Annotated in this window: 19 protein-coding genes; 15 read left to right on the top strand and 4 right to left on the bottom strand. The window is 71.4% G+C overall.

What is annotated here, in order from left to right; translation table 11 throughout:
• Window positions 1-181 precede the first annotated feature (181 nt).
• The 6 genes from ACZ5VC_RS01885 to ACZ5VC_RS01860 all read left to right on the top strand — a co-directional run bounded on the left by ACZ5VC_RS01885 (window position 182) and on the right by ACZ5VC_RS01860 (window position 5,815).
• Window positions 182-937 (top strand): metallophosphoesterase family protein, encoded by a 756-nt coding sequence (locus ACZ5VC_RS01885; RefSeq protein WP_468706209.1) that lies wholly within the window; start codon window positions 182-184, stop codon window positions 935-937.
• Window positions 938-1,109: 172 nt separating this feature from the next.
• Window positions 1,110-1,559, top strand: coding sequence for an SRPBCC family protein (locus ACZ5VC_RS01880; RefSeq protein ID WP_469118163.1), 450 nt, complete (start codon window positions 1,110-1,112; stop codon window positions 1,557-1,559).
• Window positions 1,560-1,638: 79 nt separating this feature from the next.
• Entirely contained in the window at window positions 1,639-2,808 is a 1,170-nt protein-coding gene (locus ACZ5VC_RS01875; protein ID WP_469118162.1) for an ArsA family ATPase, read from the top strand.
• A 78-nt stretch (window positions 2,809-2,886) separates the two neighbouring features.
• Complete coding sequence (locus ACZ5VC_RS01870) at window positions 2,887-3,342, top strand: DUF5304 domain-containing protein (RefSeq protein ID WP_469118161.1); 456 nt, start codon at window positions 2,887-2,889, stop codon at window positions 3,340-3,342.
• A 66-nt stretch (window positions 3,343-3,408) separates the two neighbouring features.
• Window positions 3,409-4,350: an ROK family glucokinase gene (locus tag ACZ5VC_RS01865; RefSeq protein WP_468705025.1), complete on the top strand. Its 942-nt coding sequence runs from the start codon at window positions 3,409-3,411 to the stop codon at window positions 4,348-4,350.
• A gap of 712 nt (window positions 4,351-5,062) precedes the next feature.
• Window positions 5,063-5,815 carry an endonuclease/exonuclease/phosphatase family protein gene (locus ACZ5VC_RS01860; RefSeq protein WP_469118160.1) on the top strand — a complete coding sequence of 251 codons (753 nt, stop codon included), beginning with the start codon at window positions 5,063-5,065 and terminating at the stop codon, window positions 5,813-5,815.
• 207 nt (window positions 5,816-6,022) lie between these two features.
• On the opposite strand, the gene ACZ5VC_RS01855 is transcribed toward ACZ5VC_RS01860, so the two are convergent.
• On the bottom strand, window positions 6,023-6,721 hold the full coding sequence (locus ACZ5VC_RS01855; RefSeq protein ID WP_469118159.1) for a hypothetical protein: 699 nt from the start codon (window positions 6,719-6,721) through the stop codon (window positions 6,023-6,025).
• Window positions 6,633-7,412 carry an alpha/beta hydrolase gene (locus ACZ5VC_RS01850; RefSeq protein ID WP_468705019.1) on the bottom strand — a complete coding sequence of 260 codons (780 nt, stop codon included), beginning with the start codon at window positions 7,410-7,412 and terminating at the stop codon, window positions 6,633-6,635. The genes ACZ5VC_RS01855 and ACZ5VC_RS01850 overlap by 89 nt, the downstream gene beginning before the upstream one ends.
• A 246-nt stretch (window positions 7,413-7,658) precedes the next feature.
• On the opposite strand from ACZ5VC_RS01850, the gene ACZ5VC_RS01845 reads away from it, so the two are divergent.
• From ACZ5VC_RS01845 to ACZ5VC_RS01825, 5 genes are all read left to right on the top strand, one after another.
• Window positions 7,659-8,390 (top strand): lysophospholipid acyltransferase family protein, encoded by a 732-nt coding sequence (locus ACZ5VC_RS01845; protein ID WP_468706208.1) that lies wholly within the window; start codon window positions 7,659-7,661, stop codon window positions 8,388-8,390.
• Window positions 8,391-8,425: 35 nt separating this feature from the next.
• A complete protein-coding gene (gene macS, locus ACZ5VC_RS01840; protein WP_469118158.1) occupies window positions 8,426-9,625 on the top strand; it encodes a MacS family sensor histidine kinase in 1,200 nt (399 codons plus the stop codon).
• Entirely contained in the window at window positions 9,625-10,302 is a 678-nt protein-coding gene (locus ACZ5VC_RS01835) for a response regulator (protein WP_469118157.1), read from the top strand. The genes macS and ACZ5VC_RS01835 overlap by 1 nt, the downstream gene beginning before the upstream one ends.
• 149 nt (window positions 10,303-10,451) lie before the next feature.
• Window positions 10,452-11,480 carry a 6-phosphofructokinase gene (locus tag ACZ5VC_RS01830; RefSeq protein ID WP_469118156.1) on the top strand — a complete coding sequence of 343 codons (1,029 nt, stop codon included), beginning with the start codon at window positions 10,452-10,454 and terminating at the stop codon, window positions 11,478-11,480.
• Between the two features lie 80 nt (window positions 11,481-11,560).
• The gene (locus ACZ5VC_RS01825; protein ID WP_469118155.1) at window positions 11,561-11,734 is read left to right on the top strand and encodes a CsbD family protein; all 174 of its coding nucleotides are present in this window, start codon (window positions 11,561-11,563) and stop codon (window positions 11,732-11,734) included.
• Window positions 11,735-11,857: 123 nt separating this feature from the next.
• Here the strand turns inward: ACZ5VC_RS01825 and ACZ5VC_RS01820 are convergent, their stop codons facing one another.
• Window positions 11,858-12,892 carry an SRPBCC family protein gene (locus ACZ5VC_RS01820; RefSeq protein WP_469118154.1) on the bottom strand — a complete coding sequence of 345 codons (1,035 nt, stop codon included), beginning with the start codon at window positions 12,890-12,892 and terminating at the stop codon, window positions 11,858-11,860.
• A gap of 4 nt (window positions 12,893-12,896) precedes the next feature.
• Window positions 12,897-13,877 (bottom strand): histone protein, encoded by a 981-nt coding sequence (locus ACZ5VC_RS01815; RefSeq protein WP_469118153.1) that lies wholly within the window; start codon window positions 13,875-13,877, stop codon window positions 12,897-12,899.
• A 227-nt stretch (window positions 13,878-14,104) separates the two neighbouring features.
• Here ACZ5VC_RS01815 and ACZ5VC_RS01810 point away from each other — a divergent pair, with 227 nt between their 5' ends.
• The 4 genes from ACZ5VC_RS01810 to ACZ5VC_RS01795 are packed head-to-tail and all read left to right on the top strand — an operon-like array spanning window position 14,105 to window position 15,957.
• On the top strand, window positions 14,105-14,467 hold the full coding sequence (locus ACZ5VC_RS01810) for a gas vesicle protein GvpO (RefSeq protein ID WP_469118152.1): 363 nt from the start codon (window positions 14,105-14,107) through the stop codon (window positions 14,465-14,467).
• A gap of 37 nt (window positions 14,468-14,504) precedes the next feature.
• Window positions 14,505-14,975: a gas vesicle structural protein GvpA gene (locus tag ACZ5VC_RS01805; RefSeq protein WP_469118151.1), complete on the top strand. Its 471-nt coding sequence runs from the start codon at window positions 14,505-14,507 to the stop codon at window positions 14,973-14,975.
• 3 nt (window positions 14,976-14,978) lie between these two features.
• A complete protein-coding gene (locus tag ACZ5VC_RS01800; protein ID WP_469118150.1) occupies window positions 14,979-15,692 on the top strand; it encodes a GvpL/GvpF family gas vesicle protein in 714 nt (237 codons plus the stop codon).
• 13 nt (window positions 15,693-15,705) lie between these two features.
• A complete protein-coding gene (locus ACZ5VC_RS01795) occupies window positions 15,706-15,957 on the top strand; it encodes a gas vesicle protein GvpG (protein ID WP_468705000.1) in 252 nt (83 codons plus the stop codon).
• The last annotated feature ends 18 nt before the right edge of the window (window positions 15,958-15,975 follow it).

The following is a 15,975-nucleotide window of genomic DNA, read 5'->3' as shown; positions in this document are numbered from 1 at the left end:
CCAGTACTCGGTTCCCGATAGGGGGTCCTGGCCAGATGTTCTGTGCGTCACACGTCCGTCACAGCGGTGTGGCGGTACTTCGCGCACAGTAGTCCACACATGTGACCACTCGAAAGTAACCGCAGGTCCGGCCCCCTGGGGACGTTCTAAGGTGAACCCCATGCCAGGCATGAGGGTCAATGTGATCAGTGATGTGCACGGGAACACCAAGGATCTCGCGCGCGCCGGAGACGGCGCCGACGCCCTGATCTGCCTCGGTGACCTGGTGCTCTTTCTCGACTACGCCGACCACTCGCGCGGCATCTTCCCCGATCTCTTCGGGGTCGAGAACGCCCACCTGATCGTCGAACTGCGCACCGCCCGGCGCTTCGACGAGGCCCGTGAGCTGGGGAGAAGGCTCTGGTCCGAGCTGGAGGTCGACCGCGAGACCGCGATCGAGTCGGCGGTGCGCGCGCAGTACGCGGAGATGTTCGCCGCCTTTCCCACGCCGACGTACGCCACCTACGGCAACGTCGACATCCCGGGCCTCTGGCCGCAGTACGCGGCCCCCGGCACCACCGTCCTCGACGGGGAGCGGATCGAGCTGGGCGGCCGGGTCTTCGGCTTCGTCGGCGGCGGCCTGCGCACGCCGATGCGCACGCCGTACGAGATCTCCGACGAGGAGTACGCGGCGAAGGTGGAGGCGCTCGGCGAGGTCGACGTGCTCTGCTCCCACATCCCCCCCGACGTGCCCGAACTGACCTACGACACGGTGCCGCGGCGCTTCGAACGCGGCAGCCGGGCCCTGCTGGACGCGATCCGCAGGACCCGGCCGCGGTACGCCCTGTTCGGCCATGTCCACCAGCCGCTGGCGCGCCGGATGCGGATAGGGGCGACGGAGTGCGTGAACGTCGGGCACTTCGCCGCGACGGGCAGGCCGTGGACCCTGGAGTGGTGACCCCGGAGTGATGACCCGGAGTGAGAACCCGGGAGTTGTGACCTCCAAGTGATGGCCCCGGAGTGGTGGCCCGGAGTGGTGAGGGGTGCGCGACAGCCACGCGATAGCCTTCACGCGGCACACAGGTGCCCCGCAGACCCCCGCCTGACCGCACAGTGGAGGAGCCACAGCGATGGCCGAACACACCAGCTCGAGCATCACCATCGAGGCGGCGCCGGCCGACGTCATGGGGGTGATCGCCGACTTCGCCCGCTACCCGGAGTGGACCGGCGAGGTGAAGGAGGCGGAGGTGCTCGCGACCGACGAGGCGGGCCGCGCGGAGAAGGTCCGACTGCTGCTCGACGCGGGCGCGATCAAGGACGACCACACCCTGGCGTACACCTGGTCCGGCGAGAACGAGGTCAGCTGGACGCTGGTGAAGTCCCAGATGCTGCGCGCCCTGGACGGCTCGTACCGCCTGGCGCCGGCGGGCGGCGGCGACCGCACCGAGGTGACCTACCAGCTCACGGTCGACGTCAAGATCCCGATGCTGGGCATGATCAAGCGCAAGGCGGAGAAGGTCATCATCGACCGGGCGCTGGCGGGCCTGAAGAAGCGCGTGGAGTCGCACCCCGGGGTGTAGGCGACCGAGGGCCTCGGCCGTCGAGGGGCGTCCGGACCGGGCGGCCGGGACGTCGCCGACGGCCGGTACCGTGACCGTCATGCGGATCATCCTTGTCACCGGAGCCGGCGGCGCCGGGCGGACCACCATCGCCGCGGCCACCGCGCTCGCCGGGGCCGGCCCGGGCGAGCGCGTCCTGCTGGTCTCGGGTGAGGCCGACGGGGTGCTCGGCGCGTCCGTCGGGACCCGGCCCGAGCCGGTGGTCGACGGGCTCTGGGCCGTCCGCGTCGACTCCGGCGCCGACTTCCGCCGCGAGCTGCTCAGCCTGCAGGAACGCGCCGGCGCCGCCCTCGACCTGCTCGGGGCGGCCCCACTGGAGTCCGCCGAGCTGACCGAACTCCCCGGCAGCGAACCCTTCGCCCTGCTGCGTGCCCTGCGCGACGCGGCACACGGCGACTGGGACACCGTCGTCGTCGACATGCCCCCCGTGAGCCAGGCCCTCGCCGTACTCGCCCTGCCCGAGCAGCTCCGCCGCTACCTGCGCCGCCTCCTGCCGCCCGAGCGCCAGGCCGCCCGCGCCCTGCGCCCGATGCTCGCCCAGCTCGCCGGCGTCCCCATGCCCGCCCAGTGGCTCTACGCGACCGCGGCCCGCCTGGAGGACGAGCTGGCCGAGGTGCAGACGGTCGTGGACGCGCCGACCACCTCCGTGCGGATGGTCCTGGAACCGGGGCCCGCCGCCGACGAAGCCCTGCGCGCCGCCCGCCTCGGCTGCGCCCTGCACGGCCTCGCCCTCGACCTGGTCGTCGCCAACCGGCTGCTGCCCGCCGAGACCCCCGACCCCTGGCTCGCCGGACTCGTCGCCCAGCAGCGCAAGCACCTCGCGGAGCTGCGCGGGGAGCCGGTCGCGGTACGGGACGTACCGCACCTCGGGTGCGATCCGCGCGGCCTCGACGACCTGACCAGGCTGGACGCCGCCCCGGAAGCGTCGCCCCTCGCCCCGCCCGTCGCCCCGCCCCGGTGGACGGTCGAGGACCGCCGCGCCGAGGACGGCGTCCTCGTCTGGTGCCTTCCGCTGCCCGGAGCCGTCAAGAGCGAGCTCGGCCTTGTCCGCCGGGGGGATGAACTCCTGCTGCGCGCCGGACCGTTCCGGCGGAACGTCTCGCTGCCGTCCGCCCTGCGCCGCTGCACCGTGTCCGGCGCGGGGCTCGCCGACGGCGCCCTGCGCATCCGTTTCACGCCGGACCCCGGACTGTGGCCCCGGACGGACTGAGCGCCGTACCACCGTTCGGGTAACGTCGAAGGTAGTCGAAGGAAATAAGAGACCTCCGTCCCGCCGCAGGAGAACCCCATGAGCGATGCCACCGAGCGTCCCGCCGCCGACTCGGACGCCTGGGCGAAGGCCTGCGCCGAGGACTTGGAGGCGGAGAAGGCGCGCCGCCGCACGGAGCACGGGCAGCAGCCCGGCTCACCGGCCGAGGAGTTCCGCAAGCTGTTCGACGCCGTCGCCGACAAGGTCTCGTCGATGAAGTCGCCGCTGCTCGGGATGGCCGCGCAGGGAACCGTGCAGCAGCTCGTGAACCAGGCGAAGGCCGCCGTCGAGCCGGTCATCGAGCGCAACCCGGAGGTCTTCGACCACCTCGCCGCCGCGGGCGGCGAACTGCTCGCCGCGTACCGCTCCGCCGTCGAGGGGCACGAGCGCCGCTGGACGCGGAACGAGACCTGGGGAGGTGGGGCGAAGAGGGACGAACCCACGACCAAGGACGACGAAGGCCCCGGTCCGGGCGAGCACATCGACCTGGACTGACAGGAGCCACCGCACCCCTCGGGTACGGTTGGCCTCAGCGGGGCTCGACCGAAAACTGAGGGACACATGGGACTCACCATCGGCGTCGACATCGGCGGCACGAAGATCGCGGCCGGCGTGGTCGACGAAGAGGGCAAGATCCTCGACACCCACACGGTGCCCACCCCGTCGACCGCCGAAGGCATCGTCGACGCGATCTGCGCGGCCGTCTCCGAGGCCGGCAAGGGCTACCAGATCGAGGCCGTCGGCATCGGCGCGGCGGGCTATGTCGACGACAAGCGCGCCACCGTACTCTTCGCGCCGAACATCCACTGGCGGCACGAGCCGCTGAAGGACAAGGTCGAGCAGCGGGTCGGCCTGCCGGTCGTCGTGGAGAACGACGCCAACGCGGCGGCCTGGGGCGAATACCGGTTCGGCGCGGGCCAGGGCCACGACGACGTCATCTGCATCACGCTCGGCACGGGCCTCGGCGGCGGCATCATCATCGGCAACAAGCTGCGCCGCGGACGCTTCGGCGTCGCCGCCGAGTTCGGACACATCCGGGTCGTCCCGGACGGTCTGCTGTGCGGCTGCGGCAGCCAGGGCTGCTGGGAGCAGTACGCCTCAGGGCGCGCGCTCGTCCGGTACGCGAAGCAGCGCGCCAACGCGACGCCGGAGAACGCGCGGATCCTGCTGGCTCTGGGCGACGGCACCCCCGAGGGCATCGAGGGCAAGCACGTCTCCGCGGCCGCCCGGCAGGGCTGCCCGGTCGCCGTGGACTCCTTCCGGGAGCTGGCCCGCTGGGCCGGCGCGGGCCTGGCCGACCTGGCCTCGCTCTTCGACCCGTCGGCGTTCATCGTGGGCGGCGGTGTGTCGGACGAGGGTGAGCTGGTGCTCGAACCGATCCGGAAGTCGTTCCGCCGCTGGCTGATCGGCGGCCAGTGGCGCCCCCACGCGCAGGTCCTCGCGGCCCAACTGGGCAACAAGGCGGGCCTGGTGGGCGCGGCGGACCTGGCCCGACAGGGCTGACCTTCGGGCGCCTGCCGCGCCCCGGGGGGCGGCAGGCGCGCGGCGACGGTCTGGTGGCCGGGGGTCGTCTGCGCCGCACCCAGCGCCCCCGGGCGCTTCGGCCCGCTCGGCCGTCCAGGCCGGGTGTCCGCCGAGCCCCGGGCGCTTCGGACGCCCCCAGGCTCCCCGCATCGCCGGGCACGTCGCGCTTTCCAGCTGCCCGCGTCGCGCACCGACCCGCCCGGACGTTCCGGCCGGGTGTCCGCCCGGCCCGGGTGTGCCCGCGTTCCGTGGGGATGGGTTGGTGTCGGCCCTTGTCTCCCGCGCGTCCGCCCGCGTCGCGCACCGACCCGCCCGGACGTTCCGGCCGGGTGTCCACCTGGCCCGGGTGTGCCCGCGTTCCGTGGGGATGGGTTGGTGTCGGCCCTTGTCTCCCGCGCGTCCGCCCGCTCGGATCCGCCCCAGCCCGGTCCAGGCCCCAAGCGTTGCCGCGCCTCCCGGGTGGGCGGTTCCCGGCCGCCGGTCCCGCCCCCTCCGAGCCAGGGCGTGGGCCGTCCCCAGTACCCGCCCGGCGCTTCCTCGACCAGGGCGAGGGTCTGTCCGGTCCCGCGACCGTTCGGGCGCCGTGGCGGGCGTGGGCCGTCCCGGTATCCGCCCCTGCCCCGCCCGCGCGCCCCCGCCGCGCCCCCGTGTCGCCCCCTCCCCGTCCCCCCGCTCCCGTATCTTGCTGCGCATGGCGATCACCGCGTTGCCCAACTCCCGCACCGAACCGGACGGTTCGGTCGTGGTCCGGGTGCTCAGCTACAACGTCCGGTCGATGCGGGACGACGAGGACGCGCTGGCCAGGGTCATTCGCGCCTGCGCGCCGGATCTCGTGTTCATCCAGGAAGCGCCCCGCTTCTTCCGCTGGCGCAAGCACATCGCCCGGCTCGCCGCCAAGAGCGAGCTCGTCCTGCTGAGCGGGGGCGCCACCGCCGCCGGGCCGTTGTTGCTCTGTTCACTGCGGGCGACCGTGGAGCGGACCGAGGACGTACTGCTGCCGATCACCCCGGGTCTGCACCGGCGCGGCTTCGCCACCGCCGTCGTACGGATCGCCGGCGCTCGGATCGGACTGCTCAGCTGCCATCTGAGCCTTCAGGCCGAAGAGCGCCACGCCCAGGCCGACATGCTCCTCGACCGGCTCGCCGCCATGGACGTCCCGCACGCCATCGTCGCCGGCGACATCAACGAGCGCCCCGACGGGCGCGGCTTCAAGCGGCTGGCCTCCGAGCTGCAGGACTGCTGGGCCGTACGCCCCTGGGGCGCGGAGTACACCTCCACCCCCGCCGACCCGCACCAGCGCATCGACGCGATCTTCGCCACGCCGGGCGTCGAGGTCCTCGGCTGCGGAGTGCCGCTCGGGCTGCCGGGCGTCTCCGACGACGACCTCAGAGCGGCCACGGACCATCTTCCGGTCCTGGCCGCCCTGCGCGTGCCCGCCGTCTGACCGGCGCCCGGCGACCGGCCCGGTGGCGGCACCTCGGTAGGCACGCCACCGGGTCTGCACCACCGCCCGGCCACATGGCCACCGCGCGGCTGCACCACCGCGCCGCGCCCTGCCCACGGCCCGTCCGGCACGGCACCCACGCGGGCTGCGCCCACCGCGCCCTGCCTCCGCCCACCGCCCGGTCGGCACGGCACGGCACCACGCGGGCTACACCACCGCGCCGCGCCCCGGGTCGTCGTTCTCGTCGTCCTCGTCGTGCTTCATCCGGGCCACCAGCGTCGCGAAGCCGCCCAGGAAGCCGCCCACGCAGAGCGTCGCCAGCCACCAGGTCATGTCCCACTGGAGCAGCACCGCGACCAGCATCAGCACCGGCCCGCCCACCACACCCAGCCAGGCGAACTTGGCCGTCGCGTCGGCCTCCGGCAGCGGCGGCGGCTCCGGCGGGACGAAGTGGCCCTCGTCGCTGTCGTCCCCGCCGCTCAGGTCACCCTCGGCGGGCTCCGCAACGCCGTAGTCGCGCGGGCCGGCCGTGCCGACCCCGGGAGCAAAGGTCACCGAGCTCCCGAGCGGCTTGTCGGTCTCCGGCTCCGCCGGCCCCGTTCCCGGCTGCCCCTTCGGCGTCTCGTTGACGTCGTCCTCCAGCAGGCTCAGGTCCTCGATCGACTTGAACGGCTTGGCGCCCGGGGGATCGGCGGGCTCGTCGCCGTACCCGGCGACGATCGCCGCCCAGGCCGCCTCCTCGTCGATCGGCCGCGGCTCGCGGTCGCCCTCGTGGTCGGGTCCCTGAGGGTCCTGCGAGTCCTGCGAGTCCTGCTGCTCAGCCACCGGTTGGGCTCCCCTTCTTCGCGATGCCAGGAGCGAGTCGGCCGATGAACGCGTAACTCTCCTCGAAGATCCGCCCCGCATCGTGGTCCAACGTCGCCACGTGGTAGCTCTGTTCCAGCAGGATCTCCTGGACGTCCGTCGAGGAGATCCGGCTCAGGATGCGGGCCGTGTCCGCCGGCGGTACGACATGGTCCTGCGGGCTGTGCAGCAGCACCACCGGCTGGGTGACCTGTGGCAGCTCCGCGTCGACCAGCCGGAAGAACTGCCGCACCGAGTGCGCCGCGTGCAGCGGCACCCGGTCGTAGCCGACCTCCGTCGCGCCCTCCAGGGCGATGTCGCTCGTCAGCCCCTTCGTCGTGCGCACGAGGTGCCGGGCGACCGGCAGCGCGTAGGCCGACAGCCCGTGGACCTTGTTCGCCGGGTTGACGAGCACGATGCCCGCCACCGCGTCCCCGTGCTTCGCGGCCAGCCGCAGGGTCAGCGCCCCGCCCATCGAGAGGCCGAAGACGAAGACCTGGGAGCAGCGGTCGACCAGGGAGCGCAGCTCACGGTCCACCTCGGCGTACCAGTCCTGCCAGGTGGTGGCCTGCATGTCCTCCCAGCGGGTGCCGTGCCCGGGCAGCAGCGGCAGCGATACGGTGAGCCCGCGCTCCGCCAGATACTCGGCCCAGGGGCGCAGCGACTGCGGGGATCCGGTGAATCCGTGACAGAGAAGAACGCCGACCTCTCCGCCCTCATGGCGGTACGGCTCGGCTCCGGGGAGGACCGGCACCGGGGTCTCCTGTTCGGGGGGTTCGATGTGGCTCGGAAGGTGTACTTCACCGTACGCGACCGGACCGACACCCGACCAGGGCCGTCACGGACCCCTGTCGACCCCTGTCGACCCCGGTCGATCCGTGTCGACCCCGGTCGAGACGGATCGGCGCCGTCGCAGCCCCGCGAGCGGGGGCCCGGGCCCCGTACGGGATAAGGTCTGTTCCATGGAACACGGGAGGCACTCGCTTTGATCTACGGCGCTATGAAGTTCTCCATCGGAGGGTCGCTGAAGCTCGCCTTCAGGCCCTGGGTGGAGGGCCTCGAGAACATTCCCGCCGAGGGACCGGCGATCCTCGCGAGCAATCACCTCTCCTTCTCCGACTCCTTCTTCCTTCCGGCCGTCCTGGACCGCAAGGTCACCTTCATCGCCAAGGCCGAGTACTTCACCTCGCCGGGCGTGAAGGGCAAGCTCACCGCCGCCTTCTTCAAAGGCGTCGGCCAGCTCCCCGTGGACCGCTCCGGCGCCCGCGGCGCCGGTGAGGCGGCGATCAAGGCCGGTATCGACGTCATCGAGGGCGGCGGTCTCTTCGGGATCTACCCCGAGGGCACCCGTTCGCCCGACGGGCGCCTCTACCGCGGCAAGCCCGGCGGCCTCGCCCGCGTGGCGCTCGCCACCGGCGCGCCTGTGATCCCCGTCGCCATGATCGACACCGAGAAGATCCAGCCGCCCGGCAAGGTCGTCCCGAAGTTGATGCGCCCGGGTATCCGGATCGGCAAGCCGCTGGACTTCAGCCGCTACCACGGCATGGACGGCGACCGGTTCATCCTGCGCTCGGTGACCGACGAGGTCATGTACGAGATCATGAAGCTCTCCGGCCAGGAGTACGTCGACATCTACGCGACGGCCGCGAAGCGCCAGATCGCCGAGGCCGAGAAGGCCGCCAAGGAAGCGGTCAAGGCGGAGATCGCCGCACGCGAGGAGTCCGGCGCCTGACCGCGCCGTTCGCAGAGCACCCAGGGGTGGGGGATATGGCCAAGCGCGAGCGTGTCGTGCGGATGTCGGTCGAGCAGCCGCTGTGGCGCGCGCTGACCGGCTACCGCGTGCTGACCATGCTGTACGCCGTCTTCCTCTTCGTCTTCTCGCGCGAGCGGTACGAACGCCCCTGGGTGGCCGTCGTCTTCCTGGCCGTCCTCGCGGTGTGGACCCTCGCCACGCTGCCCAAGGTGGCGAGCGCCGCTCGCTGCACCAGGCGCTTCCTGGTCGCCGACCTGACCGTCGCCCTCACCGGCATCCTGCTCACCCCCCTCGCCGACGCCCAGGCCCAGCAGATCGACGGCCCCACCCTGCCGTCGATATGGACCGCCGGCGCCGTCCTCGCGTACGCCATCAAGGGCGGCTGGCGGTGGGCCGGCTTCGCCTCCTCGCTGGTCGCGGTGGCCAATATCGTCGAGCGCGGAAGCCCCAGCCGGGACACCCTCCACAACGTCCTGCTGGTCTGGATCGCCTCGGTCGCCATCGGGTACGTCGTCGAGGTCGCCCGGGCCTCCGAACGCACCCTCGCCCGGGCCCTGGAGATCGAGGCGGCCACGCGTGAGCGCGAGCGGCTCGCCCGGGACATCCACGACAGCGTCCTGCAGGTGCTCGCGATGGTGCAGCGCCGGGGGACCGCCATCGGCGGCGAGGCGGCCGAGCTGGGACGGATGGCCGGCGAGCAGGAGGTCGCGCTGCGCACCCTCGTCGCAGGGGGCATGACCCGGCCCTCCCTGGTCTCCGAGGACGAGTCCGAGGGGGCCGTCGTACGGATCGTGGAGGAGCCCGACGAGGACGGCCCGGTCGACCTGAGGACCCTGCTGGCGCCGCGCGCCGGGGCCCGGGTCACCCTCGCGGACCCGGGCGCACCGGTGCTGCTGCCGCCGTCCGCGGCCAGGGAGCTGGCCGCCGCCGTCGGTGCCGCGCTGGACAACGTCCGCGTCCACGCCGGTGACGAGGCCCGCGCCTGGATCCTGGTCGAGGACTGGCCGGACGAAGTGATCGTGACGGTCCGGGACGACGGTCCCGGCATCCCCGAGGGCCGGCTCGCGCAGGCGGAGGGCGAGGGGCGCATGGGCGTCGCGCTCTCCATCCGCGGCCGGCTCCGGGACCTGGGCGGCGCGGCCGAGCTGGTCTCGGTCCCGGGCCAGGGCACGGAAGTCGAACTGAAGGTCCCACGGGGGAAGGCGAGTACGTGATGAGTGAAGAGCGGCAGCTGATCAAGGTGATGGTGGTCGACGACCACCCGATGTGGCGGGACGCGGTCGCCCGCGATCTCGCCGAGGCCGGTTTCGACGTGGTCGCCACGGCGGGCGACGGCGAACAGGCCGTGCGCCGCGCCCCGGCCGCCGGCCCCGACGTGCTCGTCCTCGACCTCAATCTGCCCGCGAAGCCGGGTGTCCAGGTCTGCAAGGAGCTGGTCGGCGCCGACCCCAAGCTGAGGGTCCTGGTGCTCTCCGCCAGCGGGGAGCACGCCGATGTCCTGGAGGCGGTGAAGTCCGGCGCCACCGGTTATCTGCTGAAGTCGGCCAGTACGGCGGAGCTGATCGACGCGGTGCGCCGCACCGCCGTCGGCGACCCCGTCTTCACCCCGGGCCTCGCGGGCCTGGTCCTCGGCGAGTACCGCCGGCTGGCCTCCGAGCCCGCGCCTGCCGCCGGCCCCGACGAGCCCAGGGCGCCGCAGCTCACCGAGCGCGAGACCGAGGTGCTGCGTCTGGTGGCCAAGGGGCTGAGCTACAAGCAGATCGCCGAGCGCCTGGTCATCTCCCACCGGACCGTGCAGAACCATGTGCAGAACACCCTGGGCAAGCTCCAGCTGCACAACCGGGTGGAGCTCGTGCGGTACGCGATCGAACGCGGCCTCGACGACGCCTGACCCCACACCCCTTTACACGTACGGGTGAACGAGTGGGCGTCAGCTGCCGCCCGGCGTACGGGAATTCACCTTTCGTACCGTGCCGTAGTGACCTGGGTCACTACTAGCGTGACCCGCATACGTCACCAGCACGGCGAAGGGAAGGTTCCATGCGGGTCGGAGTACTGACCGGGGGCGGCGACTGCCCCGGACTCAATGCGGTCATCCGCGGCATCGTCCGCAAGGGTGTCCAGGAGTACGGCTACGACTTCACCGGCTTCCGGGACGGCTGGCGCGGTCCCCTCGACGGCGACACCGTACGGCTCGACATCCCCGCCGTGCGCGGCATCCTGCCCCGCGGCGGCACCATCCTCGGCTCCTCGCGCACCAATCCCCTCAAGGAGGAGAACGGCGTCCGCCGGATCAAGGACAACCTCGCCAAGGAGGAGGTGGGCGCCCTCATCGCGATCGGCGGCGAGGACACCCTCGGTGTCGCCGCGCGGCTCTCGGACGAATACGGCATCCCGTGCGTGGGCGTACCGAAGACCATCGACAACGATCTCTCCGCCACCGACTACACCTTCGGATTCGACACCGCGGTGGGTATCGCCACGGAGGCCATCGACCGCCTCCACACCACGGCCGAGTCGCACATGCGGGTCCTGGTCGTCGAGGTGATGGGTCGTCACGCGGGGTGGATCGCGCTGCACTCCGGGCTCGCCGGGGGCGCCAATGTCATCCTCATCCCCGAGCAGCGCTTCGACCTCGACCAGGTCTGCGCCTGGGTGACCTCGCGTTTCAAGGCCACCTACGCGCCCATCGTCGTCGTCGCCGAGGGCGCCATGCCCAAGGACGGGGAGATGGTCCTCAAGGACGGGACGCTGGACTCCTTCGGGCATGTCCGTCTCTCCGGCGTCGGCGAATGGCTGGCCAAGGAGATCGAGAGGCGCACCGGCAAGGAGGCGCGCACCACCGTCCTCGGGCACGTGCAGCGCGGTGGCACGCCGAGCGCCTTCGACCGCTGGCTCGCGACCAGGTTCGGGCTGCACGCCATCGAAGCGGTGCGGGACGGCGACTTCGGCAAGATGGTGGCGCTGCGCGGCACGGACATCGTGCGGGTCCCGATCGCCGAGGCGACCTCCCGGCTGAAGACCGTCGACCCGGCGCTCTACGCCGAGGTGGGCGTCTTCTTCGGCTGACGCGGCCGCCTCCGCATGACGGCCGCCGGGATGGGCATGACCCTTATAGGCTTTTTGCCCACTTTTTGGAGGTGGCAGGAATGGCTGGCGGGAAGAAGATCAAGAACGCGGCCAAAAGCGCCAAGGGGAAGGCGAAGGAGGACACCGGCAAGGCTCTCGGCAACGAAAGCCTGGAGATGAAGGGCAGGGCGGAGCAGATCGCCGGTGACGCGAAGCAGACCGGTCAGAAGGCCAAGGACACCCTCAAGCACTGAGGCGGCCGGGCCGCACGGGCCGGGGCCGACGGAGAACCGTCGGCCCCGGCCTCGTCGGGCACGGTGGTCTCGTGCGTTGCGGGATTCTGCGCGGACGGGACGAAGAGACGCCGGGCGCCGGCCTCAGCGCCGTCGCCGGCGGGGCGGCTCTTCCTCTTCCTCCTCCTCGTCCGCGCCTTCCTGGTCCTGGTCCGCGTCTTCGTCCTCGTACTCGCCTTCGTATTCGCCTTCGGCCTCTTCGTCGGCCTCCTCGTCCGCGCCCTCCTCGGGATACTCCTCTTCCTCCTCCTCGTCCTCGCGCTCCTCGTCCTCCACGCCTTCGTTCTCTTCGTTCTCCTCCTCCTCAAGGGCCTCCTCGTGCGTCCGGACGACCTCGCCGTCGCGGATCTCGCCGCGCCAGCCCTCGGGCTCTTCCGTGGAGAGAATGACGTGGCGGTTGAAGTTCTTGAGGTCCAGGCGCAGGCGCCGGCCCTGCGCCCGCCAGAGGTTTCCCGTCTTCTCGAAAAGCCCGCTCGGGTAGTACTCGACGACCACGATGACGCGGGTCAGGGACGGCGCGAGCTCGTGGAAGGTGACGCAGCCGCGCGTGGTTCCCTTGGCGCCCTCCGAGCTCCACACGATGCGTTCGTCGGGTATCTGCTCCTCGACGGTGGCCTTCCAGCTGCGGGTGGACGGACCCACTTTGACCTTCCAGTCCGAGCTGGTGTCGTCCTCCTGGGAGACGCTGCGGACTCCCTTGGCGAACTGGCCGAAGTCCTCGTACTGCGTCCAGTGGTCATAGGCGGTGCGCAGGGGCACGCCGACATCCGTCACCTCGATGATGTTGGTGACCTTGGGACTGCTCTTGCGGCCCTTGCCCTTCCCGCCCCCGAGCAGGTTGGACGCCGTGCCGGTGATCTTGTCCTTGAGGCCGCCGAACTGCTCGCCCACCACTGCCTTCAGCGGCGAGTCTCCCTGGAGCAACCGGCCGCCGATGCCGGCGAGGGAACCCCCGCCCTCCGCGACGTCGCTGAGCTGGTCGGTGACGTCGCCGAGTTTGCCCGCGGCCTTGTCGGCCAGTTGCTCGGCCTGGGCGGCCAGGTACCCGGCCGCCTCGTCCAGTAGCTGGTCGAGGATGGTCTGCGTGCCGCCCCCGCTGTCGCGCTCCTTGGTGGCCATGGTGCTACCTCCGGCTCGACGGCTTGCGAGCGGTCGTCTTCTTCGCCGCTGTCTTCTTCGCGGAGCCCGTCCGCGAGGGCCGGCCCGGACCGCTGGACTTCGCCGCCGGCTTCTTGGCCGGCGCCTTCTTGGCTGGCTTGGCCGGTGCCTTCTTGGCGGGCGCCTTCTTGGCGGGCGCCTTCTTGGCGGAGGCCTTGGACGCGGCCGGCTTGGCGGCCTTCTTGGCCGGTGCGCTTCGAGAGGACGACGAGGGTGACGGCGAGGTCTTGCGCGCCGGTGCGGCCTTCTTTGCCGGTGCCTTCTTCGCCGGGGCGCGGGACTCCGCGGTCTTCTTCGCGGGGGCGGCGCGCTTGGACGCAGACTCCCTTGCCGGTGCCCGGCGCCGGGGGGCCGGGGCGGTCTTGGCGGAGCCGGAGCGGGGCGAGGGCCGCGAGCGCCGACGCGGCGCGGGCTCCTCCTCGGGTTCCTGCTCCTCCTCTTCCTCCTCGGGCTCCTCCTCTTCTTCTTCTTCGGCTTCTTCGGCCTCCTGCTCCGGTTCTTCCTCTTCCTCGGCCTCTTCTTCGGCCTCCTCGGGCTCCTCGTCCTCGTACGCCTCGTCTTCGTACGGCTCCTCTTCGTAGGCGCCCTCTTGCTCGTCGTAGTCCTGGTCCTCCTCTTCCTCCTCGTCCTGGCCGTTGGTCAGACTCAGAGTGCGCTCGTGGAGGGAGTCCGCGAGCCCGGACAGCTTGCGGTTGGCGGTCGCCACCAGAGCCTTGCGGCCGGCGTCCAGGGCCTCACCGCGGACCTGCTCGCCCAGCTGGGCGACCTGTGGCATCTCGCCGAGCTTGCGCAGGCCCTGCGTCAGGAGCTGACCCGGCTCGATGCCGAATCTGCGACCGGCCATGTACGTCGCCATGCTGAAGGCCAAACGGCCCTTCTTCGCTCGCCCCAGTACGTAGCCGCCCACCACGGCGGCCGCGAGGGTGATTTTCGACGTGTCCTGCATTGGCCTTTCCTTTCGCCAGGCGCCGCGGCCGCCGACAGCCGCTGAAGTCCCGATGCACCGGGCCCGAAGGGGCGTCGGCGCTGTTTCGCTCGGGCGGTCACTGGGCCCCTGCTCTCCGAGGAACCGAATATGCCTCTATAGGATGAAAATCTGTGGTTCGAGAGGCATGGGCGATTCCTCTTCGGGGAGTCGCGAGGACAGAAGCCGCGGTTCGAGGGGAGAGCCATATGGCCGCAGCAGAACCGGCTCGCCGTCGGCGGCCCCTCCCGGCCGACGACGCGGAAGCCGAACGCCCGAGCAGTCGGCCCCCTCGCAGGGCCCCCGCCCGGCGGCACGGCTCCGTGGGCGCGGCCAAGGCGATGCGGTCGGCCGCCGAGCAGTTGTCGGAGCTGATCGGGCGGAGTCCCGAAGGGGTCTCCTCACTGAAACCGACAGAAGACGGCTGGGAGGCCCAGGTCGAAGTGCTCGAACTGGAACGCATCCCGGACACCACCAGCGTGATGGCCAGCTACAAGGTCACGATCGACGAAGAAGGCGAGCTGGTCTCCTACGAACGGACCCGGCGGTACAGCCGGGGCATGATCGACTGACCGGCCTGAGGCCAGGCCGGCCCTGGAGGGAAGCGCCATGACCATGGTGCCGCAGAGCGGAAGCACGGTTGCCAGGGGCGGAGGCGGCGGTGGCACGAGCAGTCTGTACGACGTCCTCGAACTCATCCTTGATCGCGGGCTCGTCATCGACGTGTTCGTACGCGTCTCCCTGGTCGGCATCGAGATCCTGAAGATCGACGCGCGGATCGTCGTCGCCAGTGTCGACACCTATCTGCGCTTCGCCGAAGCCTGCAACAGGCTCGATCTGGAGGCGGGCCGCAAGGCGCCCGCCCAGCTTCCGGAAGTGGTCGGAAACATGGTCGAGGGCGGGGCCAAGGGAAAGTCCAAGGGCGCGCTGAGCGGTGCCGTGGAAGCGGTGACGCAGTCCCTGGGCGGCAAGTCCGACGAGGACGAGGATCGGGAAGAGGAATACGCGGAAGAGGAAGCGCCTCCGCCGCGCCGCAAGCGGCCGGCCGCCCGCCGCCCGGTCCGCCGGGAGAGGGAGTGACCCATGGCCCTCTACGTCTACGCGATCACGGCTGCCGACCACCCCCGTCAGCTGCGCGATCTGACCGGCGTCGGCACCGAACCCGCCCCCCTGCGATCGGTCGCCGCCGGTCCGCTGTGCGCGATCGTCAGCGAGGTCGAGGAGGAGATCCGGCCCAAGCGCCGGGACCTGACCGCCCACCAGGAGGTCCAGGACCGGCTGATGACCGACGGGACCGTCCTTCCGCTCCAGTTCGGCTATGTGGCACCCGACGAGACCGCCGTACGGCAGGTGCTCGAGGAGCGCGCGGACCAGTACGCCGAAGCCCTCGAAAGGCTGGAGGGCTGCGCCGAGTACCACGTCAAGGCATCTCGCAACGAGGACGACCTGCTGCGCGAGATCCTCGAGGATTCCCCGGAGGCGCGCAGGCTGAACGACGAGATCCGGGCCGGTGCTTCCGACCCCCGGCTCCCGATCGCGCTGGGAGAACTGGTCGCACAGCAGGTCCGCGACCGGCAGGAGGAGCTGGCCGCCGAGCTGGTCCGGGCGCTGCTGCCCCTCGCCCGGGACCACAGCGTCCATCCGCCGACCGGCGACGACCTCCTCAGCCTCTCCTTGCTGGTGGAGCGGGACCGGGAGGAGGAACTCCTTGCGGCGGAGACCAAGCTCGGGCAGGAGAGGGACGACGTCGAGTTCCGATTCGCCGGCCCCCTGCCTCCGTACAGCTTCGTGCAGTGAAGGAGGTGCGGTGATGGGACTGTTCAGCGCTCTGCTGACCTCTCCTCTGGCGCCCGCACGCGCCGTGGTGTGGGTCGCACAGCGCGTCGCCGACCAGGCCGAGGCGGAGTACTACGACCCGGCGCCCGTCTGGCGGCAGCTCAACGAGCTGAACAGGAGGCTCGAGCACGGGGAGATCGACGAGGAGACTTTCGAAAACCAGGAGGACGTACTGCTCGCACGGCTCTCGGAGATCACGGAATTCCGGCAGCGGCAAGCGGAGTGACAAAGCCTGACGAGCAGC

It is taken from the genome of Streptomyces sp. NPDC033174 (genome assembly GCF_055577795.1).
Note: the sequence above shows the minus strand (reverse complement) of the source record. Positions and strands in the feature narration are given on the sequence as shown.